The sequence below is a fragment of the Cupriavidus gilardii genome (assembly GCF_013347325.1).
Lineage (GTDB): Bacteria > Pseudomonadota > Gammaproteobacteria > Burkholderiales > Burkholderiaceae > Cupriavidus > Cupriavidus gilardii.
Genome location: NZ_CP054626.1, coordinates 245,882 through 270,741 on the forward strand (window position 1 = coordinate 245,882; position 24,860 = coordinate 270,741).

A 24,860-nucleotide genomic window follows, 5' to 3' on the forward strand; every position below is an offset into this window, starting at 1 on the left:
AACAAGCCCACTACAGGAGACATCGATGCGAGTACCGGGTTTGCTTCGGGCGCTGCTGCTGGCCAGCGTCGCCTTCACCAGCGCCGTCGCCAGCGGCATCGCCGCCGCGGAGTCCGCCGCCGAATTTCCTTCGCGGCCGCTGCGCATCATCGTGCCGTTCACCTCCGGCAGCGGCTCGGATTCGTCGGCCCGCTTCTACGGTGAAGCGCTGGGCCGCGTGCTGGGACAGCCCGTGGTGGTCGAGAACCGCCCCGGCGCCAACGGCGTGATCGGCATCCAGGCGTTGAAGAGCGCGCCGGCCGACGGCTACACGATCCTGCTGGCCAGCAATTCGCCGTTGTCGGTCAATCCGATCGTGCTGAAGAACCTGCCGTACGACCCGCTTGCCGACCTGCGCCCGGTGGCGGGCCTGAGCCGGAACATGAACGTGTTCCTGGTGCCGGTCGATTCGCCGTGGAAGACGCTGGCCGATGTGGTCGCGGCCGGCAAGAGCAAGCCGCTGAGCGTCGGCACCTATTCGGCGGGGTATCGGCTGGCCGCCGCTTGGTTCGGCAATCTGGCCGGCATCAAGCTGGTCAATATTCCGTACAAGGGCCAGGCGCAGATCATGACCGACATCATCGGCAGGCAGCTCGATCTGGCGGTGGTCGACACCAGCGGCGCGCTGACGCTGATCCGGCAGGGCAAGGTGCGGGCTCTGGCGGTGTCGGGCGAGAAGCGCCATCACGAGCTGCCCGAGGTGCCGTCGGTGCGCGAGCTCGGCTATCCCGACTACGTGCAATACAGCTGGGTCTCGTTCTACGTGCGCGCGCAGACGCCGGACGACATCGCCGACAAGCTGGCGGGCGCGATGCAGTCGATCCTGAAGACGCCCGAGTCGATCGCCTTCCTGGCCACCAAGGGCAGCGACCTGATGCCCTATGCCCCGCAGGCGATGCGCGCCTTCCATCAGGCCGAGATCGCGCGCTTCCGGCGCGTCGCGCAGGCCGCCGGCATCCAGCCGGAATGACGGAATGACGGAATGACGCGATGACCGAATCGGCGCTACACCGGCAGGCCGCGCGCGACCTCGGTCAGCATCGCGCGCAGCAAGGAGACGAAGGGATGGGTATGGACATTGTTGTGCCAGCACAGATGGACCGGGATGGCCAGCGCCGGGTCGTCGATCGCCATGAAGCGCACGCCCGGATGGCGGCACAGCACCGGCGCCAGATAGCCCGGCACCATCGCGTACATGTCGGTGCCGGTGATCGCGTCGGCGACGGCCAGGTAGCTGGTCATCGTACAGGCGATCTGGCGCTGCTGGCCGTGCCTGGCGAAGTAGCGGTCGACCATGCGGGTGACCACGCCGAATTGCGAGATGTCCAGGCACGGCAGCGGCGCCAGCTCCGCGGCGCCGGGCGTCCGCCCCAGCTGCACGTTGCCGGCATCGCACAGGCAGCCGAATGGCGCGTTGAACAGCAGCTCCGAGCGCAATGCTTCCGATTCGACCGGGTAGAACGCCACCATCACGTCGATCGCGCCGCTGGTCATCGCGCTCAGTCCGCTGGGCATCGGCACCGGATGCATGCGCACCCGGGCGCGCGGCGCGACCTCGCGCAGCCTGGCGAGGAAGGCCGGCGCGATCAGCGCCTGCAGCGAGTCGTTGATGCCGATCGCGTAAGAGCCGGTCTCCTGCGCGGGGTCGTAGCGATCGGTCTGCGTGTAGATCGACTCGATCGTGCGCAGCGCGGTATCGAGCGCCTGCTGCAGTTCCTGCGCGCGCCGCGTCGGCAGCATGCGGGCCGCGCTCTTGATCAGCAGCGGGTCGCCGAATTCCTCGCGCAGCCGCTCGAGCATGCGGCTGGTCGACGGCTGGCTGCTGTCGAGCCGCCGCGCCGCCTCGCTGACGCTGCGGCTTTCCAGCAGCGCGGCCAGCACGACCAGCAGGTTCAGATCCTTGTGCCGCAGTTCGGCCAGCGGCAGCCGGCGGCTGTCGCTGGCGGGCGCCGGCTCGCCCTGTCGATGGTCTCCGCTATGCATCGTCGATTCGCGTTGCGCTCCTGATGAGCGGGCATTGCCGGCAAGGCGCCGGGCCCGCTTTCGATTTGGCCGATTGTGTCCGGCGAGGTGCCGGCAACATCGGCTCCATTATCCGGGCGCACATCCCGGCGATCCATCGGCAATTTCCCACGCCGCTTCTCGCGTCACCGCTACTACCACTGACCTCCTACCGCCATGGACACCTCATCCCCCCTCTCGCTGCGCCGGATGCCGCAGGACCACGTCGCGCACGTGGTGCTGCAGCGCCCGCCCCATAACCATGTCGACGCCGACTGCATGGCGGCGCTCGCCGATGCCATCGAAGAACTCGATCGCGACGACGATTGCCGCGCCATCGTGCTCGCGGCCGAGGGCAAGTCCTTCTGCGCCGGCGCCGACTTCGGCGCCAGCGATCCCTCGATCCGGCGCGATCCCAGTCCCTTCTACCGGCAAGCGATGCGGCTGTTCCGCACGCGCAAGCCGATGGTCGCCGCGGTGCACGGCGCGGCCATCGGCGCCGGCGTGGGGCTGGCGCTGGTCGCCGACTTTCGCGTGACCTGCCGCGAGGCGCGCTTCAGCGTCAACTTCAACCGCCTCGGTTTTCATCCCGGCTTCGGCCTGAGCCTGACGCTGCCGCGGCTGATCGGCGAACAGCGCGCCGCGCTGCTGTTCTACACCGGCCGCCGCATCGACGGCGCGACCGCGGTCGAGATGGGGCTGGCGGACGAGCTGGCGGAGCAGGCGGACGTGCTGGCGCGCGCCCATGCGCTCGCGTGCGAGATCGCGCTGTCCGCGCCGCTGGCCGTCGAGAGCACGCGCGCCACGCTGCGCGCCGGACTGGCCGACCGCATCGCGCAGATCAACCGGCACGAGCTGCAGGTCCAGCTGACGCAGTTCCCCACCGAGGATTTCCGCGAAGGCGTGGCGGCGATGGCCGCGCGCCGCCTGCCCAATTTTCAGCGCCGCTGAGGCGGCACCACAGGAGTGCATCCGTGAACGAACACAACGAGGGCGGCGGCAAGACCGCCGTGGCGGGGCCGCTGGACGGCGTGCGGGTACTGGACCTGTCGTCCGTGGTGCTGGGACCGATGGGCACGCAGGTGCTGGCCGACATGGGCGCCGACGTGATCAAGATCGAAGCGCCCGAGGGCGACCTGATGCGCGCCAACGGCGTGGTCGAGCATGCGGGCATGAGTTCGATCTTCCTTGCGCTGAACCGCAACAAGCGCTCGGTGGTGCTCGACCTGAAGGACGAGCAGGGCGCCGCCGCGCTGCGCGCGCTGATCCCGACCGTCGACGTGCTGGTCCACAACATGCGGATCGGCGCGATCGAGCGGCTGGGCTTCGGCTACGAGGCGGTCGCTCGCCTGCGGCCCGATATCGTCTATTGCGCCGCGCCCGGTTTCGGCCAGGACGGCCCCGACCGCGACAAGCCGGCGTTCGACGACATCATCCAGGCGGCCTGCGGCTTCGTCGGCGCGGCCAGCGCGGCCGGTGCGGAGCCTGACTACCTGCCCAGCCTGATCGCCGACAAGACCACCGGGCTCGCGGTCGCCAACGCGGTGCTGGCCGCGCTGTTCCGGCGCGAGCGCCACGGCGAGGGCCAGTACGTCGAGGTGCCGATGCTGGAAACGATGGTGGCCTTCGTGCTGACCGAGCATATGGGCGGCATGATGTTCCCGTCGTCGACCGCCAGGGCCGGCTATGCACGCCTGCTCGAAGGCGGGCGCAAGCCGGTGCGCACCGCCGACGGCTGGATCAGCATGCTGCCCTATACCGAGCGGCACTGGAAGGCGTTCTTCCACGACCTCGGACGCGACGATCTGGCCGAACGCTATCGGATCGCCAGCCGGCGCGAGCGCAACGCCAACATCAAGGCGCTGTACGGCCACCTGGCCGAGCTGGCGCCGCTGCGGACCACCGCGCAATGGATGGCGCTGTGCGAGCGGCTCGATATTCCGGCCACGCCGATCTACCGTCTGGAGGAGCTGCCCGGCCATCCGCATCTGTCGGCGGTGGGCCTGTTCGAGGAATCGGTGCATCCGGCGGTCGGCCCGATCCGGCAGGTCCGGCCGACCACGCGCTTTGCCCGCACGCCCACCGCGATCCGCCGGCCCGCGCCATCGCTGGGCGAGCATACCGAGGAGGTGTTGCGCGAGGCCGGCGTCGCGCCGGAGCGGATCGCGGCGCTGATGGAGGCGATTAAACCGAAAACCCGCTGAATCCATCGAGATTATCCATTTCTCTCCGATCAATCTCCTTCCTAGACTTGGCGCCAACGCTCCGTCAGTGGGCGTGACGACAAGCGACCCGAAGAAGAACCACCAGGGCAGGAGAAGACATGGAGATCAGGCACGCTCGCCGCGTCGGCACGGCGCGGGCGATGGGATGGGTATTGGCCGCGGCGGCCGCGGTCGCGACGGCAACTCTGCTGGCCGGTTGCGGCGGCGACGACGATGACGGTCCGTCGGCTGGCGGCCCGCCCGGAGGCGGCGGGCAACGGCTGACGCCGGCGATCACGCTGACGATTTCCGCGCGCGAGGACTTTCCCGGCAGCTTCGGCAGCGTCGGCGCGTACGAGAAGCTGACCGGCTCGCTGCACGGCGAGGTCGATCCGAAGGATCCGCGCAACGCGGTGATCCAGGACCTCGAGCTCGCACCGGTCAATGCGCGCGGCATGGTCGAGTACACCACCGAGTTCGTGATGCTCAAGCCGAAGGACATCGGCAAGGCCGGCGGCGTGCTGCGCTATGACGCGCCCAATCGCGGCAATATCCTGACCATGCCGAACCCGGCCGCGGTGCCGGGCGACGCGGTCTACTTCGAACGCGGCTACGTGTTCCTGTACGCGGCCTGGCAGGGCGACGTGCCCAAGAGTTCGCCGGCGCGGCTGACGCTGAGCGTGCCGGTGGCGCGCAACAAGGACGGCAGCAGCATCACCGGCCCGTACGCGGCCGAGCTGGTGCCCAGCGCCGCGACCTCGACGATGAGCCTGCCCGGCGGCGTGTTCAACGGCTCGATGATTCCGTACGCGCCGGCCAGCCTGGACAACACGCAGCCGGGCTACACGCTGACGCGCCGCGTCAACGAGACCGATCCGCGCGTGCCGATCGCGCCGTCGGAATGGAAGTTCGCCGATTGCACCGCCAGCGGCGCGCCGTTTCCCGGCAAGCCAGACGGCAGCAAGGTCTGCCTGAAGGACGGCTTCCAGCCGGGCTATCTGTACGAGATCACCTACGTGGCCAAGGACCCGAAGGTGATGGGCGTCGGCCTCGCGGCGCTGCGCGACACGGTGACCTTCTTCCGCCATCGCGCCGCCGACGCGGCGGGCACGCCCAATCCGATCGCCGGCGCGATCCGCTACGCGATCGGGCAGGGCACCTCGCAGTCGGGCAATGCGATGAAGACCTTCCTGCATCTGGGCTTCAACGCGGCGCTGGACGGCGGCAAGGTGTTCGACGGCATCTTCGCGCATGTCGCCGCGCGCCAGACCAATATCAACACGCGCTTCGCGGTGCCGGGCGGCGGCGGTGGCCTGCGCACCGACCATCGCGCGTTCGGCCAGACCGCGCCGCGCGGCCTGGCGGCCGACTACGAGGACGCCGTCGCCGGCCGCACCGGCGGCGTGATGAAGCGCTGCAGCGAGACGCAGACCTGCCCGCGCTTCTTCCTCGGCCTGTCGGGCACCGAGTTCTGGCAGCTGCAGGGCTCGCCGGTGCTGACCGACGCCTACGGCTTCACCGACCTGAAGCAGCCGGACAACGCGCGCATCTACTACTACGCCAGCACGCAGCACGGCGGACGCTCGGCGCAGATCAACTACAACCCCGCGCAGACCGTCTATCCGGCCGGCTCGATGATCGACTTCGCCGATACCTTCCGCGCGCTGTTCATTGCGCTGGAGGACTGGGTCGCGCGCGACATCGCGCCGCCGGACAGCCAGGTGCCGCGCGTCGCCGACGGTACGCTGGTGCGTCCGGATCAGTTGCAGGTGCCGGTGATCAAGGGCGTCAGCTTCACCGGCCCAAGCGGAACGGTGCCGGTCCCGGACTTCCAGTACCTCGCGCGCTACAACGGCTTCCCGCTGCTGGACTACGGCCCGCAGTACCGGCCGCAGGACGAGTCGGGCATCGCCACCGTACTGCCGCCCGCCTATCTGGGCCGGGACTACGCCATCCTGGTGCCGCAGCTCGACCCTTCGACCGGGCTGGCGCGGGCAGGCATCCGCTCGCTCGACGTACAGGTGCCGATCGGCACCAGCCTCGAGTTCAACTATGTCGCCACGCCGGGCATCGTCGATCTGGTCAACCTGACCGGCAGCTATATTCCGTTCCACAAGACCGAAGCCGCGCGCACGGCGGCCGGCGACCAGCGGCCTTCGCTGGAGGCGCTGTACGGCGATCAGTCGGGCTATCTGGCAAGACTGCGGTCGGCGGCCGACGCACTGGTGGCGCAGCGCTTCCTGCTGCCTGCCGATGCGCAGCGCGCGATCGCACGGGCGCAGGCCAATCCGGTGCTGCCTTGATGCATTGCCGAACGAACCGAGGAGACGACATGGACAAGCCAACCCCATGGCGTGCGCCGGCGATGGCCGCGCTCGCCGCGATGACGCTGGCGGTGGCAGGCTGCGGCGGGGACGACGACGCGCCGCCCGCACCGCCTCCGGCCGCGAACCAGCCACCAAAATCCTGCGCGCAGATGGCGACCGCCGCGCTTGACGGCGCCACGGTGCAGGCGGCCACCGAGATTCCCGCCGGCAGCTTCTCGCCCGCTGCCGGCACCACGGTGACGGTGCCCGCGTTCTGCCGCGTGCAGGCGGTGGCGCGGCCCAGCAGCGATTCGGAGATCCGCTTCGAGGTTTGGATTCCGGCGGCCGCGCAGTGGAACGGCAAGCTGCTGGTGACCGGCAATGGCGGCTACAGCCCGGCGCTCGGCTACCGGGCGATGGCGATGGGGCTCGCGCGCGGCTATGCCACGGTCGGCGGCGATACCGGCCACCAGTCCGCCAATCCGAACGACATGCTGTTCGGCGTCAACCACCCGGAAAAGATCGTCGACTGGGGCACGCGCTCGATTCACGCGATCACGGTGCCGGGCAAACGGCTGGTTGCCGGCATGCACGCGCGCCAGATCGAACGCGCGTACTTCTACGGCTGCTCGACCGGCGGCCACCAGGGCTATGCCGAGGCGCAGCGCTACCCCGACGATTTCGACGGCATCATCGCCGGCGCGCCGGGCAACAACCGCGTGCGTCTCAACGCGGGCTTTCTGTGGCAGTTCCTCGCCAATCACCGGCCCAACGACAATCTGTCGCCGATCGTACCGGCGGCCAAGCTGCCGATGGTCACGCGCGCCGCGGTGGCGGCCTGCGATGCGGACGATGGCGTCACCGACGGCGTGGTCGACGACCCGCGCCAATGCGGTTTCGATCCCGCCACGCTGCAATGCACGGGGGCCGATGCCGACAATTGCCTGACCGCCGAACAGGTATCGGCGTTGAAGGCGATGTACGCGGGCGCGCGCAATCCCCGCACCGGCGAGCAGGTGTACCCGGGTTGGCCGAAGACCAGCGAGGCGCTGTTCACGGCCGGCAGCTCGCCGGTGGGCTGGAACACCTACTGGGGCACGACCGAGCCCACGCGGGCGGACTTCTGGCGCTACTGGGTGTTCGACAACCCGCAGTGGAACTGGTGGACCTTCGACTTCGATCGCGACCTGGCCTATGCCGATGCCAAGGTCGGCGCAATGGTCGATCAGACCAACGCGGACCTGTCGGCCTTCAAGGCCAGCGGCGGCAAGCTGCTGGTCTACAACGGCTGGCAGGACCCGGTGGTCAACGCGGTCGACACCATCGCCTACTACGATCGCGTCAAGGCCGCGCAAGGCTCGCAGGCGGCAGTCGACGGGTTCTTCCGGCTGTTCATGGTGCCTGGCATGGGGCACTGCTCGGGCGGCCCGGGGACGACGCAGTTCGGCAATGGCGATACGCCGGCGCCGGTGGTCGACGCGGACCACGACATCCTGGAAGCGCTCGATGCCTGGGTCACCAGGGGCACGGCGCCGGGCCGCATCGTCGCCTCGGCGGTCACCGGTGGCACCGTGACGCGCACGCGGCCGCTGTGCCCGTATCCGCGCAAGGCGGTCTACCAGGGCAGCGGCAGTACCGACGATGCGGCCAATTTCTCGTGCCGGTAGGGCAGGCCATCCGCTGGACGGCCGGCAGAAGTTGCAAGGCATGTAATACCGATCGGCGCGGTGCCGCAAGGCGCGGTGCCGGCGGGCGGAGCTGACGAAGCGCCGTCGTCGTGGTCCGCGCCTTGCTCGGTCGGGTATGGCGCCAATCCGGCGTCGACCGACCGAGGAGGGATGTCATGCCTCACGAGCAATATCAAGCCTGTATCGATGCCTGCACGCGCTGCGCGCAGGCCTGCCGTCACTGCGCGGCCTCCTGCCTGCAGGAACACGACGTGCAGAAGATGACCGAGTGCATCCGGCTGGACCTGGACTGCGCCGGCATCTGCGAACTGTCGGTGGCCTATATGTCGCGCGGCAGCAATCAGTCGCGCGAGCTATGTGCGCTGTGCGCGCAGATCTGCGAACGCTGCGCCGAGGAGTGTGCGCGTCATCACGCCCAGCATTGCCAGCAGTGCGCGCAGGCCTGCCGCGACTGCGCACAGGCGTGCCGGCAAATGGCGGCGGCCTAGGCGTGTGCGAAGCGGCAGTGCAATGAAATCGGGCCAGCGATATCGCCGGCCCGATCGTCAAGGTCAAGGCGCTGTCGTCGGCGCCTGGTGAAGCGGCATCAATCGTCGTGATGCAGGTATTTCGCCTGCCGCGGCAAGCGCATGCTGACCAGGAAGGCCAGCACCATCATCGCGGTCACGTACCAGTAGAAGGCCGACTCGTGGCCGACCGCCTTCAGGTTCAGCGCGACGTATTCGGCGGAGCCGCCGAACACCGCATTGGCGATCGCATAGGCCAGGCCCACGCCGAGCGCACGCACTTCCGGCGGGAACATCTCGGCCTTGACGATGCCGCTGATCGACGTATAGAGGCTGACCACCGCCATCGCCAGCGTGATCAGCACGAAGGCGACCGCCGGATTGGTGATCGTATGCAGCGCGGTCAGCACCGGCACCGTGATCAGCGCACCGAGCGCGCCGAACAGCATCATGTTGGTACGCCGGCCGATGCGGTCCGACAGCGCGCCGAACAGCGGCTGCATGCACATGTAGACGAACAGCGCGCCGGTCATCACGTAGCTGGCGGTCTTGATCGGCATGCCGGCGGTGTTCACCAGGTACTTCTGCATGTAGGTGGTGAACGTATAGAAGATCAGCGAGCCGCCGGCGGTGTAGCCGAGCACCGTGAAGAAGGCCGCCTTGTGGTCGCGCAGCAGCGTGACGACGCTGCCGGCGCCCTTGGTATTGCGCGAAGCGGCGCTCGAGGTCTCCTTCAGCGTCCGGCGCAGCAGCAGCGCCACCACCGCGGTGATCGCGCCGATCACGAACGGAATGCGCCAGGCCCAGGCGCGCAGCTCCTGCTCGGTGTACAGCTGCTGCAGCACGACCACCACCAGCACCGCCAGCAACTGGCCGCCGATCAGCGTGACGTACTGGAACGACGAGAAGAAGCCGCGCCGGCCCTTGAGCGCGACCTCGCTCATGTAGGTCGCGGTGGTGCCGTACTCTCCGCCGCCGACAGGCCCTGCAGCAGCCGCGCCAGCAGCAGCAGCGCGGGCGCCCAGGCGCCGATGCTGTCGTAGGTAGGCAGGCAGGCGATCATCAGCGAGCCCGTGCACATCATCACCACCGAGATCAGCAGCGAATGCTTGCGGCCGTGGCGGTCGGCGATGCGGCCGAACACCCAGCCGCCGATCGGCCGCATCAGGAAGCCCGCGGCGAACACGCCGGCGGTATTGAGCAGCTGCACGGTGGGATCGGACTGCGGGAAGAACGAGTGCGCGAAATAGATCGCGCAGAACGCGTAAATATAAAAGTCGAACCATTCGACGAGGTTGCCGGACGAGGCCGCGACGATCGCGAAGACGCGGCGGCGGCTGTCGTGGTCGCGCTCCGTCGGGCCGGCCGGAATGGTGGTGCTGGTCAGTTCTGTCATGGGAGATCGCTGAGTGGGACGCCGGCGATCATGCGCGGGCATGCGTGCGCCGGCGTCGGGCGAAGCGCGGCGGGGGCACCGCTGCTGCAACAGACGCCGCCCGCGAAGGCCAGGGGTCTGGCGGGCGGGCGGCAGGACGGTGTAAGGGTAACCCCTGAGGCGCGATCCTGCACGGCACGGCGGCGCGGCGTGCGGGGCGGGGGCGATGCCCAGCCCAGACAGGGCGCGGGATGGCGCGCGATTGTTCGCGACCGCGAACACAGTGTCTCGTGCAGCGTTCGCGGAATGGCCAGCGCTGCTGCCCTCTCCCCCGCTATCTCGCTACGCCCCCACCGTCACCCGGCTCTGACCGCCCGACAGCCGGCGCACCTCGATGCGCGTGCCGATGCGCTCGGTCATCTCGTGCACGTGCGAGATCACGCCGACCTTGCGGCCCTGGGCCTGCAGGCTGTCGAGCGCGTCCATCGCAACGCGCAGCGTGTCGCCGTCCAGGCTGCCGAAGCCCTCGTCGATGAACAGCGATTCGACGCGCACGCGATGCGAGGACAGCGATGCCAGCCCCAGCGCCAGCGCGAGCGATACCAGGAACGACTCGCCGCCGGACAGCGAATGCACCGAGCGGGCCTCGTCGGCCATGTCCTGGTCGATCACCAGCAGCGCCAGGCTCTGTCGCACGCGCTCGAGCCGGTAGCGGCGCGACAGCGTGGCCAGATGCCGGTTGGCATAGCCGAGCAGGATGTCCAGCGTCATCTGCTGGGCATGATTGCGGAATTTCTTGCCGTCGGCCGAGCCGATCAGTTCGTTCAAGACCTGCCAGGTGTGCGCCGTGGCCTGCTGCCGCTCGATGCGCGTGACCAGATCGCTGGCCTGCGCGCGCCGCTCGTCGTCGCGGCGCAGCGTGAAATCGGCCTCGGCCAGCGCCTGCTTGGCGCCCTCGAGTTCGGCACGGGCCGCCGCCAGTGCGGCTTGCACGGTGGCGGCGTCGTCCTGCCCAGGCCGCCGCGCCAGATGGCGTTCGCGTTCGGCGCGGCGCGTCTGCACCGCGCCGTGCGCCGCATCGACTTCGCGTTGCAGCGCGTGCAGCGACGCTTCCTCGCGCGCCAGCCAATCGGCATCGAGCGCCAGCAGCGCGCGCAGGCCGGCTTCGTCGAGCGGCGCAGCCGCTGACGAGCCATCGTGCCGGTCGTTCCAGCCCTGCAGCCAGGCCTCGAGCCGCGCCGCCGCTTCGCGCGCCTGCCGGTCCAGCACCTCGCTGTGGGACTGCGCCTGTTCGGCGCGCGTGCCCTGCCGCGCCAGTTGTTCGCTGGCCGCCTGGCTCACGCGCTGCGCCTCGTCGACGCGCGCCGTGGCGTCGGCACCGGCTTGCGCCAGACGGGCCGCGATCGCGTCGACCGTCAGGCCCGCGTCGGGCGTGCCGGCAAACAGCGCCTCGCGCTCGGCGCGCCGTCCGGACAGCCGCGTGTCGGCGAACGCCAGCGCCTCGGCGGCCTTGCGATGCGCGTCGAGCGCGCGCTCGTGCGCCTGCGTGGCGGCGGCCAGCGCGCCATCGAGCTGGACGATGCGCTGGCGTAGCGCGTCGCGTTCGTCGCGATGCCGCGTCCATTGGCCGGCATCGTCCGCGCAGCGCGTGCGCAATCCCGCGGGATCGTCGTGCCACTGGCTGCGCCAGCCGGCGCCCGCGGCATGCCGCAGCGCGCCCTCGTCCAGTGCCCGCAAGGCCTGGTCGCGCTGCGCCGACGTTGCGCCGGCCGACTCGTTGGCCGTGCCATGCCGCAAGGCGAGTTCGGCGGCCAGCGCCTGCGCGCGTTGCAGCGCGCCTTGGGCCGCCGTCTGCTCGGCCTGGCCGGCATCGAGGCGAAGGCGTGCGGCCTGCACTTGCCTGTCGAGCGTGCGCAGATGGGTGTCGAGCTCGGCCGCGCTGCGCTGCTGTGCATCGGCGTCGGCCAGTTGCCGCGCAATCCAGTCCGCGCGTTCGCCGGCATCGACCGCTTCGGCCTGCGCAGCCACTGCGTCGGCTTGCCATTCACGCTGCGCCTGGTCGCACTGCTGCCTCGCCGCGGCGAGGCGCGTGTCGAGCTGCGCCAGCGCGTCGCCGTGGCTGCGCGCCAATGCGGCGGCGCTGCGCTCGTCGGCGTCGATCCGCGCCAGCGCCTGCTGGCAACGGCGGTACTCGTCCTCCAGCGCGCCCAGCGTGGCCTGCAGCGCCGCGCCCAGCGGCGAATCGTCATGCGCGTAGGGGTGCTCGCTGGCGCCGCAGACCGGGCAGGGCTCGCCGGGCTCCAGGGTCTCGCGCAACCGCTCGACGCCTTGCTGGCAGGCGGCCAGCGCGCGTTGCCACGAGCGTTCCGCCTGCGCCGCCGCCTGCTCGGCGGCGGGCCGTGCGGCGCGGGCCGCGTCGATGCCTTGCCGGCACTGCTGCCATTGCGCCTGCAGCGTGTCGCGCTGCTGGACCAGCTCGGCCATGCGCGCTTCGGCGGCGAGGCGTTCGCGCCAGCGCGCCGCTGCCTGCTGCAGCGCGTCGCGTTGCCGCTGCAATTCGGCGGCTCGCGCGGCGATGGCATCGCGGTCGTGACCGGCCAGCGCCTGCTGCGCGACCGCGTATTGCTGCTGCGCGTCTTGCAGCGACGCGGCGGCGGCCGCAAGCCGCCCCTGAGCATCGGTCTGGTCCTGTTGTGCCCTGGCGAGCAGCGCTGCCAGTCGCGCGGCCTCTTGCGTGGCGGCGGCGTGCCGGCCGTGCCAATCGTCGGCCTGCGCAAACAGCGCGTCCCAGCGCGGCCATTGCATGCCCAGGGCTTCGAGCCCGGCATGCCGGACGAGCCAGTCCTCGGCCGCGGCCAGCGCCGAGCCGGCGGATTCGCGCTCGGTCCGCAGCCGCGCCTGATCGCGGCGCGTTTCTTCCAGCGCCTGCCCGGCTTGCCGATGCGCAAGCGCCGCGCGCTCGCGGTCCGGGCTCAACGCCGCGATCACGGCATCGAGTTCGCGTGCCTGCGCCAGGCGCGGCGCCATCGCGGCCTCGGCGTGGCGCGCCGCCTCCAGCGCGGCGGCGGCGCGCTGCCGTTCGGCCTGCGCGTCCTGCGCCGCACGCGCGGCCGCGGCCAGCGCTTCGGCCGCGCGCGCGAGCTCCTGGCGCTGCGCTTCGCGCTGTGCGGCGAGCCGGTCGATCTCGGCCACCAGCGCGCGCGCGGGCTGGGCCGCGTGCGCGTCGGCCAGACGGGCGCGCCGTGGCGCGGCGGCATCGTGGGCGGCGACGGCGTCCCGATGCCGGTCGATCGCCTGTTGTTCGAGCCTGGCGAGGTCGGCCGCATCGGCGTGCCAGCGCAATTGCGCCTCGTATTGCCGCAGCCGTTCGTCCAGCGCCTTGACCGCGTCCTGCTGCTGCCGCCGTTGCCGCTCGCACTGCGCGCGCGTGTCGGCGTCCAGCGGCTGGTGCTGCGCTGCCTGCTCGCGCAACTGGCGCAGCGCTTCCTGCTCGGCCTTGTTGCGTTCGAACGCGCGCCGCGAGATCGCCTCGAAGCGGCCGGTGCCGGTCAGCGCCTGCAGCAGCGCCGCGCGTTCGTCGTCGCCGGCCTTCAGGAAGGCGAAGAACTCGTTCTGTGCCAGCAGCACCGCGCGCGTGAATTGCTCGAAGGTCAGACCGACGCGCTCGACGATGGCGGCCTGGACCTCGGTCTTCAGTCCGCCGCCGACCGGTTCCTCGCCGGGCAGCCGTGCCAGCGACATCTGCGTCTGCTGCAGCTTGCCGCCGGCCTTGCCGCGGGCCCGGCGCACGCTCCAGCGGGCGCGGTAGGCCTGGCCGTCGCCGCCGACGAAGTCGACCTCGGCGTGCCCCTCGGCGGCGCCGCGGCGCAGCAGCGTGCGCGTGTCGTGCGCGCCGATGGTCTCGCCCGCGACGTCGGGCAGCACCGTGTCGCGGCCGCCGACACGCGCGACGCGCGGGGTGCGGTCATACAGCGCCAGGCACAGGGCGTCGAGCAGCGTGCTCTTGCCCGCGCCGGTGGGGCCGCAGATCGCGAACAGGCCCGCCGAGGTCAGCGGTTCGGCGGTGAAGTCGATGGCGAACTCGCCGGCCAGCGAGGCCAGGTTGCGGCCGCGAATGGCGAGGATCCTCATGGCGCGGCGACCTCGTCCGGGGCGTGCAGCAGTTCGGCGAGCGCGGCCGCCAGCGTGGCCGGCGCCTCGGCACCATGCCGCTCGCGATACAGCGAGGCGAACACCGCGGCCGGGTCGAGCCGGTTCAGATCGTCGAGCGACAGCATCGGCGCGGGCTCGTCGCCGGGCGCGCCGGCGGCGCCGACCTCGATGCGTGCGAGGCGCACCGGCTTGCCGTCGAGCGCGGCTTCGACCTTCGCGCGCAGTGCCGGCTCGGGACCGTCCAGGGTGACGCGGACCTGCAGATAGGGCTGCAGCGCGTCCGGCAATGGCGGCAGGTCGAGCGCGCGCAGCGCGTCGAGCACCTGTTCCAGCGGCCGGGGCGTCGGCGGCACGCGCATCAGCTCGACCGGCCTGGGCACCGGGATCGCGTACCACTCGGCCAGCGCTTCGCCGTCGAGCCTGGCGCTGACGACCTGGTGCGGGTAGTGGATCTCGGAGAACGACATCGGCAGCGGACTGCCGCTGCAGCGGATGTGCTCGTGGCGGCCGACCTTCTGCGGCCGGTGCAGATGGCCCAGCGCGACATAGGCGATGGCGGGATCGAAGATGCCGGCGGACAGCGCCTCGGCGCCACCGATCACGATGCGCCGCTCGGAGTCCTCCGAGACCTCGCCGTCGCGCATATGGCAATGGCCGAGCGCGACGATGGGCTGACCGGGTTGCCGGCGGGCGAGCGCCAGTTCGAGCGCGCTGCGATAGAGCGCGGCGACGCCGGCCTGGTACGGGTCGGCATCGGCATTCTGGCCGGAGCCGTCGACGCGCGGCACGTCGCCGGGCCGCAGGAACGGGACGGCCAGGCACCACGCCGCGATCCGGCCCTGTGCATCGCGCACCGGCACCACCAGCCTTTCCACGTCGATCGCGCCGTCGGGCAGCCGATGGACCTGACCGACGCAGGCCGCGCCGAACCAGTCGAGGAACGGGGCGGGGGCCTCCAGCCGCGCTGGCGAGTCGTGATTGCCGGCGATCATCGCGATCGCCAGATGCGGACGCCGGCGCCGCGCCTCGGTCAGGAAGCGGTACAGCTGCCGCTGCGCGGCGGCCGACGGATTGGCGGTGTCGAAGATATCGCCGGCGACCAGCAGCAGGTCGGTGGCCTCGGCGTCCAGCGTATCGAGCAGCCAGTCGAGGAAGTGCTGGTGTTCGTGGGTGCGGTCGTAGTGATGCAGGGTCTGGCCCAGATGCCAGTCCGAGGTGTGCAGCAGTCGCATGCGGGGAGGGGCCTTTCAACGATGGCCGAGACGATAGCAGATGGGGCAGGGCATCGGGCCGAAGTGGGGGCGGTGTCGGGCCGAAGTCGGCCCGGTGTTGGCCGCGGCTGGATCGGGCCAACGCGCGATGGGGCGCTCGCCTGCACGATCGGGAGAATCGGGCTACACTTCGGCCCGCGCTGTTTCGCGGCGCACCGCTTCAGAACAGCGGCGGGGTGGCAGAGTGGCATGCCACGGCCTGCAAAGCCGTGTACGACGGTTCGATTCCGTTCCCCCGCCTCCAGTCTTTCCGCCCGCGCCAACGCGCGGGTGCGAGCCTCGTCAGCCGGCCCGGCATGCGGGTCCGTTCATCGGGCCTTGGTCGGCGCGCCATCGTCGCAGCGCGCGATTTCCACGGTCACATGCGCCAGTTCCTCGTGCACACCCAGGGCGGTACGCACGCGCGCCGGCGTCAGCGTCGGGTCGTGCGTGACCAGCGCGACGATGCAGGCGAACTTGTCCTTGCCGACGCGCCACACATGCAGGTCGGTAATGCGGGTGCCGTCGCGCCCATCATCGAAGCCGGCCAGCACCTCGCGCACCTCGTCGACCACCGGGTGATCCATCTCGCGATCGAGCAGCACGGCCGAGGTCTGGCGGATCAGGCCCAAGGCCCAGTGTCCGACCAGCACCGCGCCGACCATGCCCATCACCGGGTCGAGCCAGTTCCAGCCGAGCCACCAGCCTCCCGCCAGCGCCAGCAGCGCCAGCACCGAAGTGGCGGCGTCGGCCAGCACGTGCAGATAGGCCGAGCGCAGGTTCAGGTCGTGGCCATGCGCGTGGCCGTGATGGTGGTCGTGGCCATGGTGATGATCGTGGTGATGGTGAGCGTGATCGTGGCCGTCCCCGTGCCCGTGGTGGTGATGATGGTGCGCGCCGCCCAGCAGCCAGGCGCTCGCCAGATTGACCAGCAGGCCCAGGCAGGTGACCGCCATCGCTTCCGGATAGCGGATCGCCGCCGGCGCGAACAGCCGCTCGATCGAGGCGAAGCCCATCAGCGCGGCCACGCCCAACAGGAAGATCGCGCTGGCGAAGCCGGCCAGCACCTCGATCTTCCAGGTGCCGAAGGCGAAGCGGCCGTCGTTGGCGAAGCGGCGGGCCGCCGCATACGCGAACACCGACAGGCCGATCGCCAGCGCGTGCGAGCTCATGTGCCAGCCGTCGGCCAGCAGCGCCATCGAGCCGAACCACCAGCCTGCGCCGATCTCCGCGACCATCGCCGCGGCCGTCAGCAGCAGCACCAGGCGCGTCCCGCGTTCGCCGGCGGCGTTGCCGCGGTCGAACACATGCGAATGGGTCCAGGGGGAGAGATCGTGGGTATGCATGGCGTGCCTCTTTTCGATGGCCGCAAGGGTAGCAGCATGCGCGTGCCGGCAGGCGCAAATCCATGCTGGCGGTGCGCCGACTGCGCGGCCCCGGCTCAAGTTTTCGGGTGTCCGATCGTTTACCCCCAGACGCAAAATGGATTTATCGGCTCATAACATACATTCATGAATGCATGTATCATCCGGGTCACGAATTTGCGTAACTTCGCTCTTTGCTTGCCAAAAGTACGATGACCTATCGATTCATTGCCGGATGCATGGCGGCGTGGCTGGGCTTGTGCGCCACCGCCGGGTGGCTGATCGAACGGCTCTGGGCGTAGTCCGAGCCGGTTCGCGCGGCACCGATGCGGGTGGCGTTTCCTGCCTGGCACGGTCTGTGCCAGTGCCTTCGCCGGCATCTTTCAACTCTCTCCCCTCGACCATGACACAACAACAAGAACGGACGGCGCGTTCGCTGCGCCGCTCGGCCGCCCTTTGCTGCGCTGCCGCAGCGCTGATCGTCGCGGCGCCGGCCCAGGCCGACCCCGCCGTCCATGTGGCCTATGGCCGCGACCCGGGCCACGGCCTGAACAAGTACGAGATCGGCCTGAACTGGGATTCGGGATTCGCCTACGGCAATCCGCAGGGCTGGCTGGCCAAGCTGCAATGGGAAGTCGAACTGGCCCGCTGGAACGCGCGCACCGGCAACAATCGCCGCGACGTGACCGAGTTCGGCTTCTCGCCGATCCTGCGCGTCGAAAAGCATGGCTGGAGCGTGGTGCCGTTTGCCGAGCTGTCGGTCGGCCTGCGGCTGATGAGCGCGACCTCGACGTCGGACTCGCACGACTACAGCACCGCGTTCCAGTTCTCCGACATGGTCGGCGTGGGCGTGGCGTTCGGTCCGCAGAAGCGCGCCGAGGCGGGCTTCCGCTTCCAGCACATCTCGAACGCCAGCATCAAGCGGCCGAATCCGGGTACCAACTTCTACACCGGCTACGTGCGTTACCGTTTCTGAGCAGGGCCCCGGCGCCGGGCGGTGGCGCCGGTCTGGCGTAGTCCGGGGGCGTGCGCGGCTAGCTGCCGCCGCGTACGCCATCGAAGAACTCCCATAGCGCCGGCGCATCGCTGGTCGCGATATTGAAGCGGATCCACGGCGAATCGGTCTCGTCCGGCGCGAAATAGCTGCCCGGGGCCAACCACACGCCGTGCGACAGCGCGCGCGTCGCCAGCTGTCCGCCGGACAGCCCGTGCGCCGCCGCGGCGGCGCCGTCGGGCGCCCCGCGCACGCGCGCCCAGGCAAACATGCCGCCCTCCGGGCGCAGCAGCACCTCGAGGCCGTGCGCCTCCATCTTCTCGGTGACGCGGTCCTGCTGCGCGCGCAGCCTTGCCGCGAGCGCGTCGACGTGGCGCGCGTAGTGGCCGCCGGTCAGCACCGCATAGACCAGCCGCTCGGTCACCTCCGACGAGGTGAGCCCGACCGCCATCTTGGTGCGCGCAAAGGCCTTGGCCAGCTCGGGGCTGGCCGCCAGATAGCCGACCCGCAGCGACGGCGTGATGGTCTTCGAGAAGCCGTTGACGTAGACCACGTGCGACAGCCCGTCCATCGCCGCCAGCATCGGCGCGCCCGCGGGCGCCAGCTCCCGATAGATGTCGTCCTCGACCACCAGCAGCCGGTGCTGCTCGGCCAGCTGCAGCACGCGGTGCGCGTTCATGCTGGTCAGCGTGCCGCCGGTCGGGTTCTGCAGCACCGTGTTGACGAACATCGCGCGCGGTCCGTGCCGGCGGATCGCCGCGTCGAGCGCGTCGGTATCGAGCCCCGCCGCGCCGCGCGGCACGCCCACCACGTTCAGCCCCGCCAGCCGCAGGATCTGCAGCAGATTGCAGTAGCACGGATCCTCGACCAGTACCGTATCGCCGGCGCGCAGCAGCGTGCGCACCACCAGGTCCAGCGCCTGGGTCGCGCCCTGCGTCAGCACCACCTGCTGCGCCTGCATCGGCATGCCGTACTGCGCCAGCCGCGTGGCGATGTGCTCGCGCAGCGCGGCGAAGCCGTAGGGATGGCCGTAGCCCGATACCTGCCCGGCCGGCACGCGCGCAGCGGCCCGGATGGCGTGGTGCAACCCCTCCTCGTTGAGCCAGTCGCCCGGCAGCCAGCCGGCGCCGGCCTTGATCGGCACCGAATGGTCGGCGAACACGTCCGACAGCAGCCAGGCGGCGTTCAGCGCAGGGGTCTCCCAGCGCGGGCTCGGCGCCTGCCCGGTGCTGGCCTGGCGATGCGCCACCGTGTAGCCCGAGCCCGCGCGCGCGGCCAGGTAGCCGAGCGCCGTCAGCCGTCCGTAGGCCTCGGCCACCGTGAAGGTGCTGATGCCATGCTGGGCGGCGAAGCGCCGCACCGAAGGCACCGCGATGCCGGGGCGCAGCGCGCGCCGGTCCACCAGCGCCGCGATGCCGGCGACGATCTGTTCGGTCAGCGTGTCGCCGCCCCGGCGGCTGCGGGTCAATTCGAGCTGGATCATGCGACCGCATTGTGCGGGGGATGCCTGTACAGTTCAAGCGTGGCGAACGACGATGCCGGCCTGCCTGTGCCTGCCGACATGCCTCGTGATCTCTGCCAATACGGGCTGATGGCGATGAAGTCGTGCCGCTGAGGCCGCGATCGACCTGTACGGTTTGGGTCGGAAAATCAGTACGGTAAGGCGAGCATTTCGCAACCGTATATTTTTAGGCAGCGCCGGGCTCGCTACAGTGGCCGGATCGCTATCCCGCACCATCGACCGCTCCGGCGCGGTGGCGCAATACCCCGAACTGACCGGACCAAGCCCGGACCAAGACAGGACGAACCAAGGAGGAAGTAATGGACGCCGCCAAGACCGTGATTCCCGATCTCGATGCGCTGTGGATGCCGTTTACCGCAAACCGCCAGTACAAGGCGGCGCCACGGCTGCTGGCTTCGGCCAGCGGCATGTATTACACGACCCACGACGGCCGCAAGATCCTCGACGGCTGCGCCGGCCTGTGGTGCGTGGCGGCCGGGCACTGCCGCAAGGAGATCGCCGACGCGATCGCGCACCAGGTGCAGACGCTGGACTACGCGCCGCCGTTCCAGATGGGCCATCCGCTGTCGTTCGAGGCAGCCAGCAAGGTGGCGGCGATCATGCCGTCGGGCCTGGACCGCATCTTCTTCACCAACTCGGGCTCCGAATCGGTCGATACCGCGCTGAAGATCGCGCTGGCCTACCATCGTGCCCGCGGCGAGGGGCAGCGCACCCGCTTCATCGGCCGCGAGCGCGGCTATCACGGCGTCGGCTTCGGCGGCATGGCGGTCGGCGGCATCGGCCCGAATCGCAAGGCATTCTCGGCCAACCTGATGCCGGGCACCGACCATCTGCCGGCCACGCTCAATATCGCCGAGGCGGCATTCTCCAGGGGGCAGCCGACCTGGGGCGCGCATCTGGCCGACGACCTCGAGCGGATCATCGCGCTGCACGACCCGTCCAATGTCGCCGCCGTGATCGTCGAGCCGCTGGCGGGCTCGGCGGGCGTGCTGGTGCCGCCGGTCGGCTACCTGGAGCGGCTGCGCGAGATCACCAGCAAGCACGGCATCCTGCTGATCTTCGACGAGGTGATCACCGCCTTCGGCCGCCTGGGCGCGGCCACCGCGGCCGAGCGCTTCAAGGTCACGCCGGACCTGATCACGATGGCCAAGGCGATCAACAACGCAGCCGTGCCGATGGGCGCGGTGGCGGTGCGCCGCGAGGTCCACGACACGGTGATCGATGCCGCCGCCGCGGGCGCGATCGAGCTGCCGCACGGCTACACCTATTCGGGCCACCCGCTGGCGGCCGCGGCGGCGATCGCCACGCTGGACCTGTACCGCAGCGAAGACCTGTTCGGACGCGCCGCGAAGCTGGCGCCGCTGTTCGAGGAGGCCGCCCACGGCGTGCGTGGCGCGCCACACGTCAAGGACATCCGCAACCTGGGCCTGGTGGCCGGCATCGAGCTCGAACCGCGGCCGGGACAGCCGGGCGCGCGCGGCTACGAGGTCTTCCTCAAGTGCCTGGAGCGCGGCGTGCTGGTGCGGTACACCGGCGACATCCTGGCCTTCTCGCCGCCGCTGATCGTCACCGAGGCGCAGATCGCCGAGCTGTTCGACACGGTGCGGCAGGTGCTGAAGGACGTGCAGTAGGGGACCTGCAGCAAGGGCCGTGCGGCAAGCCGGCCTGGTTGTTCCCCTCTTCCGCTTGCGGGAGAGGGGCAGGGGAGTAGGCAGCGGGCGGTCGTTCTGCCATCGTGGATCGAAACCACCCCCTCTCCCCCACCCTCTCCCGCCTCAGGGAGGGAGAACACCCGTCGGGGTGGATTCTCTCTCTCGCCGCTCTCTCCCGCCGCTCCCTCTCGCCCATAAGCCGCCCCTTTCCCCGTGATCTCCTGCCTCGAACCCGAAGCCCGCCTCCATAAGTGACGGCTTGGCCGGCGCGGTTCGATAAACTAGGCGCCTTTTTTGCCCCGGCCGGCACAACCTTGCCGGCGCGGGCGGCTTCGCGCACTCCACCCAGGCGGTGGCGCGCGCGGGCATGGGCGACCGGTCATCCACAGGCCGGCCAACTCGTTCCAGGCGACACCGCATGACCGACCCCGGGCGGATGCCGCCAATGCAGGAGATCCCTTCATGAGCTTGTTCCGCACCAAGGACATCGAAACGATGCTCGCCGCGAGCCGCGACGATGGCTTGAAAAAGGTGCTCGGCCCGGTCGATCTGGTGATGATGGGCATCGGCGCCATCATCGGCACCGGCATCTTCGTGCTGACCGGTACCGGCGCGCTGACCGCCGGCCCGGCGCTGACGCTGTCCTTCGTGATCGCGGCGCTCGCCTGCGGTTTCGCCGCGCAGTGCTACGCCGAATTCGCGACCGCGATTCCGGTGTCCGGCTCGATCTATACCTACAGCTACGCCACGCTCGGCGAGATCGTTGCCTGGATGATCGGCTGGGACCTGCTGCTCGAATACGGGCTGGCGACCTCGGCGGTGTCGGTCGGCTGGTCCGGCTACTTCCAGTCGCTGCTGTCGGGCTTCGGCCTGCAGCTGCCGGCCGCGCTGACCGCCGCGCCCGGCGCCGTGCCCGGCGTGCAGACGGTGCTGAACCTGCCCGCGGTGCTGATCATGCTGGCGATCACCTGGGTGGTGTCGTACGGCGTGCGCGAGTCGGCGCGGGTCAACAACATCATGGTGGCGATCAAGGTCGCGGTGGTGCTGCTGTTCATCGTGGTCGGCGTCTGGCATGTCAAGCCGGCCAACTGGCAGCCCTATGCGCCGTTCGGCTTCGCCGGCATCGTCAATGCGGCGGCGCTGGTGTTCTTCGCCTTCATCGGCTTCGACGCGGTGACCTCGGCGGCCGAAGAGGTGCGCAACCCGCGCCGCGACCTGCCGATCGGCATCATCGGCTCGCTGGCGGTCTGCGCGCTGCTGTATGTCGCGGTGGCGGCGATCATGACCGGCATCGTGCCGTTCCCGAAGTTCGAGGGCATCGACCATCCGGTCTCGCTGGCGCTGCAGTACGCCGGCGAGAACTGGGTCGCCGGCTTCGTCGACCTGGGCGCGATCCTCGGCATGACCACGGTGATCCTGGTGATGACCTACGGCCAGACCCGCATCCTGTTCGCGATGTCGCGCGACGGGCTGCTGCCGGCCAGGCTGTCGCAGGTGCATCCGGTGCACGCGACGCCGTTCCACGCGACCTGGGCGGTCGGCATCGTGTTCTCGTCGATCGCCGGCCTGGTGCCCTTGAACGTGCTGGCCGAACTGATCAATATCGGCACGCTGTCGGCCTTCGCGCTGATCTCGATCGCGGTGCTGGTGCTGCGCCGGACCCGGCCGGACCTGCCGCGCACCTTCCGCTGCCCCGGCGTGCCGGTGGTGCCGCTGCTGTCGGTGGGCTTCTGCCTGTTCCTGATGGCGCATCTGCAGGCGTTCACGTGGATCGCCTTCCTGCTGTGGCTGGCGCTGGGCCTGCTGATCTATTTCGGCTACGCGCGGCGCAACGCCGTGCTGCACCGCTAGGGTCCAGCCAGGGTTCGCCAGCACCGCCAGCGTCTCGCCTGGCGCCTCGCCACCGCGGCGGCCCAACTGTCAGAAAAAACGCCGGAACAGTACCTGGGAAACTGTTCGGAACTGTCCCTGTGATGGCCGCGCCGGCTGTCCATAATGCAATCGTGCATCGAAGCACGCCGTGGCGCGGCCGTCCGTGCGGTCGCCCACATTGGCAAGAGGCCCGGCGCAGCGGGCAACAACCGCCGCGAAATACCAAAAGGCTTCAGGGCCATCGGCGCCCACCATGCCCGCCTGGACAACACCCGGTCCGCTGTTGCGCGACCCGCTGTTGTGCGACCGTCAGGTGGCGGGTCGGACGAGCCGGCTCCGCTCGATGCCCATCGACAGGAGCAGCACCATGCAGGAACTCAGGGATTTCGAACTGGACCAGGCTGGCACGCCGGTCAGCTGGCGCGCGCGGCCGGGGCAGCGCATCGTCGCGCGCGACGGCAACATCTGGCTGACGGTGGAAGGGCAGCGTAGCGACGTCTGGCTGGCGCCGGGCCAGTCGTTCGATCTGCCCGAGGGCGCCTGGGTATGGATCTCGGCCGACGCGCCGGGGGCCCGCTTCACGCTGGCCCAGCAAGCGGCGCCGCTGTCGTGGCGCGCTCTGGTCGCCCTGCTGCGCCCGCGGCCGCGGCCCGACCCGATACGGTTGCCGGAGCCCTCCGCCGGCTGGTGGCCGGCGCGGCATCTGTCGCGCTAGCGGCAATCGTGCGAAGCGCAAGCCGGGAGGGTGAGGGCGGCGGCGCTCAGCGCGCCGGCGTCGCCGTCGACAGCGTGGCGGCGACTGCCTGCCACAACGGCTCCAGCCGCTGCCGCTCGTTGTCGGCGGCCTGCGGCGGCAGCGACGGCGTGCGGCACAGCAGCACCGCGGTCTGGCCCGCCTCCGGCAGCGGCACCCACCAGGCGCGGCCGTACTGCAGACGGCCGCCGTCGCTGGCGATCGAAAAGCTGGCCCAGTTGGCGCGGTGATTCGCCAGCCGTACCGTGCCCTGGGCGATCACCCTGGCGCCGGCGCCGGTCAGCGCCTTCAGTTCCTCGCTCGCGCGCGCGGCCGTCGCCGCGCTGGCGGCGTCCTTCCCGGTTTCCCTGGCCCCGTCCTTCGCGCCGTCCTTGGGCAGCGGCCGGGCCAGCAGATCGATCGTCGACAGGCCGTTGCCGCCCTGGCTGGTGAAGGCAAAGATCGCGTTGTCCGGCAGCAGCCTTTCGCGGGCCGGATCGCGCTCCCACGACAGCGGCATGCGCAGCATCAGGTCGATCGCACCGGCCTGGCGGACGCCCTTGGTGGTATAGCTGCGGGCCATCGGCGAGGCCAGTTCGGCGGCGGGTTTGTCCTCGTAGACCGCCGCCAGCAGCAGTTGCAGCGAGGCCTTCTCCATGTCGCCCTGGGCGCTTTCGCGCACGCGCCGCAGATAGGCCTGCATCGCGGGCTCGGAGGCCAGCGCCGACTGCATTGCCTCGCGGTCCATTTCCAGCACCTTGGTCGCCAGCCGGGCACGATCGGTCGCCGGCAGCGGAATGTCCTGGAACAGCCGGGTTACCGTCTCCAGCGCATCGGGATACTGGCGGTCGAACGCATTGCGTACCTGCTGGATGTCGTTGCGCAGCGACGGGTATTTGGCCGCGGCGCGCTCCAGCGTGGCGTTCTGGTTGGTCAGGTAGCCGTACAGGCTGGTCAGACCCGAAATGGCCGCGGGCGTGTAGTCCCACGCGATGGCGCTGGCGGGCAGGCCGATCAGACCTGCGAGCAGCGCAAGGCGCGGCAGCCACGGCACGCAATGCCGCATAGGAATCTCCCTTCAGTAGGTCGACACGGCCGGCTGTGCGTGTCCTTTGTTGTGCCGACCGGAGGTCCGAGTCCCGGCGGATGTTCTCGATTGTAGCCGAAGGCAGAGGGCGTCACGTGCCGTTTGCTGCCCGCTG

Annotated in this window: 16 protein-coding genes, 1 tRNA gene and 1 pseudogene; 11 read left to right on the top strand and 7 right to left on the bottom strand. The window is 70.2% G+C overall.

Annotated features, from left to right (window positions below; genetic code table 11):
• The first annotated feature begins 25 nt into the window (after positions 1 to 25).
• A complete protein-coding gene (locus FOB47_RS11335; protein WP_244959403.1) occupies positions 26 to 1,009 on the top strand; it encodes a Bug family tripartite tricarboxylate transporter substrate binding protein in 984 nt (327 codons plus the stop codon).
• 35 nt (positions 1,010 to 1,044) lie between these two features.
• On the opposite strand, the gene FOB47_RS11340 is transcribed toward FOB47_RS11335, so the two are convergent.
• On the bottom strand, positions 1,045 to 2,022 hold the full coding sequence (locus FOB47_RS11340; RefSeq protein WP_174781123.1) for a LysR family transcriptional regulator: 978 nt from the start codon (positions 2,020 to 2,022) through the stop codon (positions 1,045 to 1,047).
• Positions 2,023 to 2,217: 195 nt separating this feature from the next.
• Here FOB47_RS11340 and FOB47_RS11345 point away from each other — a divergent pair, with 195 nt between their 5' ends.
• From FOB47_RS11345 to FOB47_RS11365, 5 genes are all read left to right on the top strand, one after another.
• Complete coding sequence (locus FOB47_RS11345; protein WP_053820965.1) at positions 2,218 to 2,991, top strand: enoyl-CoA hydratase/isomerase family protein; 774 nt, start codon at positions 2,218 to 2,220, stop codon at positions 2,989 to 2,991.
• A 23-nt stretch (positions 2,992 to 3,014) separates the two neighbouring features.
• Positions 3,015 to 4,244 (top strand): CaiB/BaiF CoA transferase family protein, encoded by a 1,230-nt coding sequence (locus FOB47_RS11350; protein ID WP_174781124.1) that lies wholly within the window; start codon positions 3,015 to 3,017, stop codon positions 4,242 to 4,244.
• A gap of 161 nt (positions 4,245 to 4,405) precedes the next feature.
• Positions 4,406 to 6,547, top strand: coding sequence for an alpha/beta hydrolase domain-containing protein (locus FOB47_RS11355; RefSeq protein WP_174782398.1), 2,142 nt, complete (start codon positions 4,406 to 4,408; stop codon positions 6,545 to 6,547).
• 29 nt (positions 6,548 to 6,576) lie between these two features.
• On the top strand, positions 6,577 to 8,217 hold the full coding sequence (locus tag FOB47_RS11360; protein WP_174781125.1) for a tannase/feruloyl esterase family alpha/beta hydrolase: 1,641 nt from the start codon (positions 6,577 to 6,579) through the stop codon (positions 8,215 to 8,217).
• Between the two features lie 176 nt (positions 8,218 to 8,393).
• Positions 8,394 to 8,726, top strand: coding sequence for a four-helix bundle copper-binding protein (locus FOB47_RS11365; protein ID WP_053820967.1), 333 nt, complete (start codon positions 8,394 to 8,396; stop codon positions 8,724 to 8,726).
• Positions 8,727 to 8,824: 98 nt separating this feature from the next.
• Here FOB47_RS11365 and FOB47_RS11370 read toward each other — a convergent pair.
• The 3 genes and pseudogenes from FOB47_RS11370 to FOB47_RS11380 all read right to left on the bottom strand — a co-directional run bounded on the left by FOB47_RS11370 (position 8,825) and on the right by FOB47_RS11380 (position 15,503).
• Positions 8,825 to 10,140, bottom strand: a pseudogene (locus FOB47_RS11370) (MFS family transporter).
• A gap of 321 nt (positions 10,141 to 10,461) precedes the next feature.
• Positions 10,462 to 14,250 carry an AAA family ATPase gene (locus tag FOB47_RS11375; RefSeq protein WP_174781126.1) on the bottom strand — a complete coding sequence of 1,263 codons (3,789 nt, stop codon included), beginning with the start codon at positions 14,248 to 14,250 and terminating at the stop codon, positions 10,462 to 10,464.
• On the bottom strand, positions 14,247 to 15,503 hold the full coding sequence (locus FOB47_RS11380; RefSeq protein WP_174781127.1) for an exonuclease SbcCD subunit D C-terminal domain-containing protein: 1,257 nt from the start codon (positions 15,501 to 15,503) through the stop codon (positions 14,247 to 14,249). Before FOB47_RS11380 ends, FOB47_RS11375 begins: the two co-directional genes overlap by 4 nt.
• Positions 15,504 to 15,712: 209 nt before the next feature.
• On the opposite strand from FOB47_RS11380, the gene FOB47_RS11385 reads away from it, so the two are divergent.
• A tRNA-Cys gene (locus tag FOB47_RS11385) sits at positions 15,713 to 15,786 on the top strand.
• 64 nt (positions 15,787 to 15,850) lie between these two features.
• Here FOB47_RS11385 and dmeF read toward each other — a convergent pair.
• Complete coding sequence (gene dmeF, locus FOB47_RS11390) at positions 15,851 to 16,867, bottom strand: CDF family Co(II)/Ni(II) efflux transporter DmeF (RefSeq protein WP_174781128.1); 1,017 nt, start codon at positions 16,865 to 16,867, stop codon at positions 15,851 to 15,853.
• Positions 16,868 to 17,288: 421 nt separating this feature from the next.
• On the opposite strand from dmeF, the gene FOB47_RS11395 reads away from it, so the two are divergent.
• Positions 17,289 to 17,861: an acyloxyacyl hydrolase gene (locus FOB47_RS11395; protein ID WP_151023399.1), complete on the top strand. Its 573-nt coding sequence runs from the start codon at positions 17,289 to 17,291 to the stop codon at positions 17,859 to 17,861.
• A gap of 58 nt (positions 17,862 to 17,919) precedes the next feature.
• On the opposite strand, the gene FOB47_RS11400 is transcribed toward FOB47_RS11395, so the two are convergent.
• Positions 17,920 to 19,362 carry an aminotransferase-like domain-containing protein gene (locus tag FOB47_RS11400; protein ID WP_174781129.1) on the bottom strand — a complete coding sequence of 481 codons (1,443 nt, stop codon included), beginning with the start codon at positions 19,360 to 19,362 and terminating at the stop codon, positions 17,920 to 17,922.
• A 338-nt stretch (positions 19,363 to 19,700) separates the two neighbouring features.
• Between FOB47_RS11400 and aptA the strand changes: the two genes are divergently transcribed.
• The 3 genes from aptA (at position 19,701) to FOB47_RS11415 (ending at position 23,640) form a co-directional block, all read left to right on the top strand.
• A complete protein-coding gene (gene aptA / locus FOB47_RS11405; RefSeq protein ID WP_053820973.1) occupies positions 19,701 to 21,032 on the top strand; it encodes an omega-aminotransferase AptA in 1,332 nt (443 codons plus the stop codon).
• 483 nt (positions 21,033 to 21,515) lie between these two features.
• Entirely contained in the window at positions 21,516 to 22,904 is a 1,389-nt protein-coding gene (locus FOB47_RS11410; protein ID WP_174781130.1) for a branched-chain amino acid transporter BcaP, read from the top strand.
• Positions 22,905 to 23,292: 388 nt separating this feature from the next.
• Positions 23,293 to 23,640 carry a DUF2917 domain-containing protein gene (locus tag FOB47_RS11415; RefSeq protein WP_151023402.1) on the top strand — a complete coding sequence of 116 codons (348 nt, stop codon included), beginning with the start codon at positions 23,293 to 23,295 and terminating at the stop codon, positions 23,638 to 23,640.
• Positions 23,641 to 23,686: 46 nt separating this feature from the next.
• Here the strand turns inward: FOB47_RS11415 and FOB47_RS11420 are convergent, their stop codons facing one another.
• Positions 23,687 to 24,724, bottom strand: a complete 1,038-nt coding sequence (locus tag FOB47_RS11420; RefSeq protein WP_174781131.1) for a hypothetical protein — start codon at positions 24,722 to 24,724, stop codon at positions 23,687 to 23,689.
• Positions 24,725 to 24,860 lie beyond the last annotated feature (136 nt).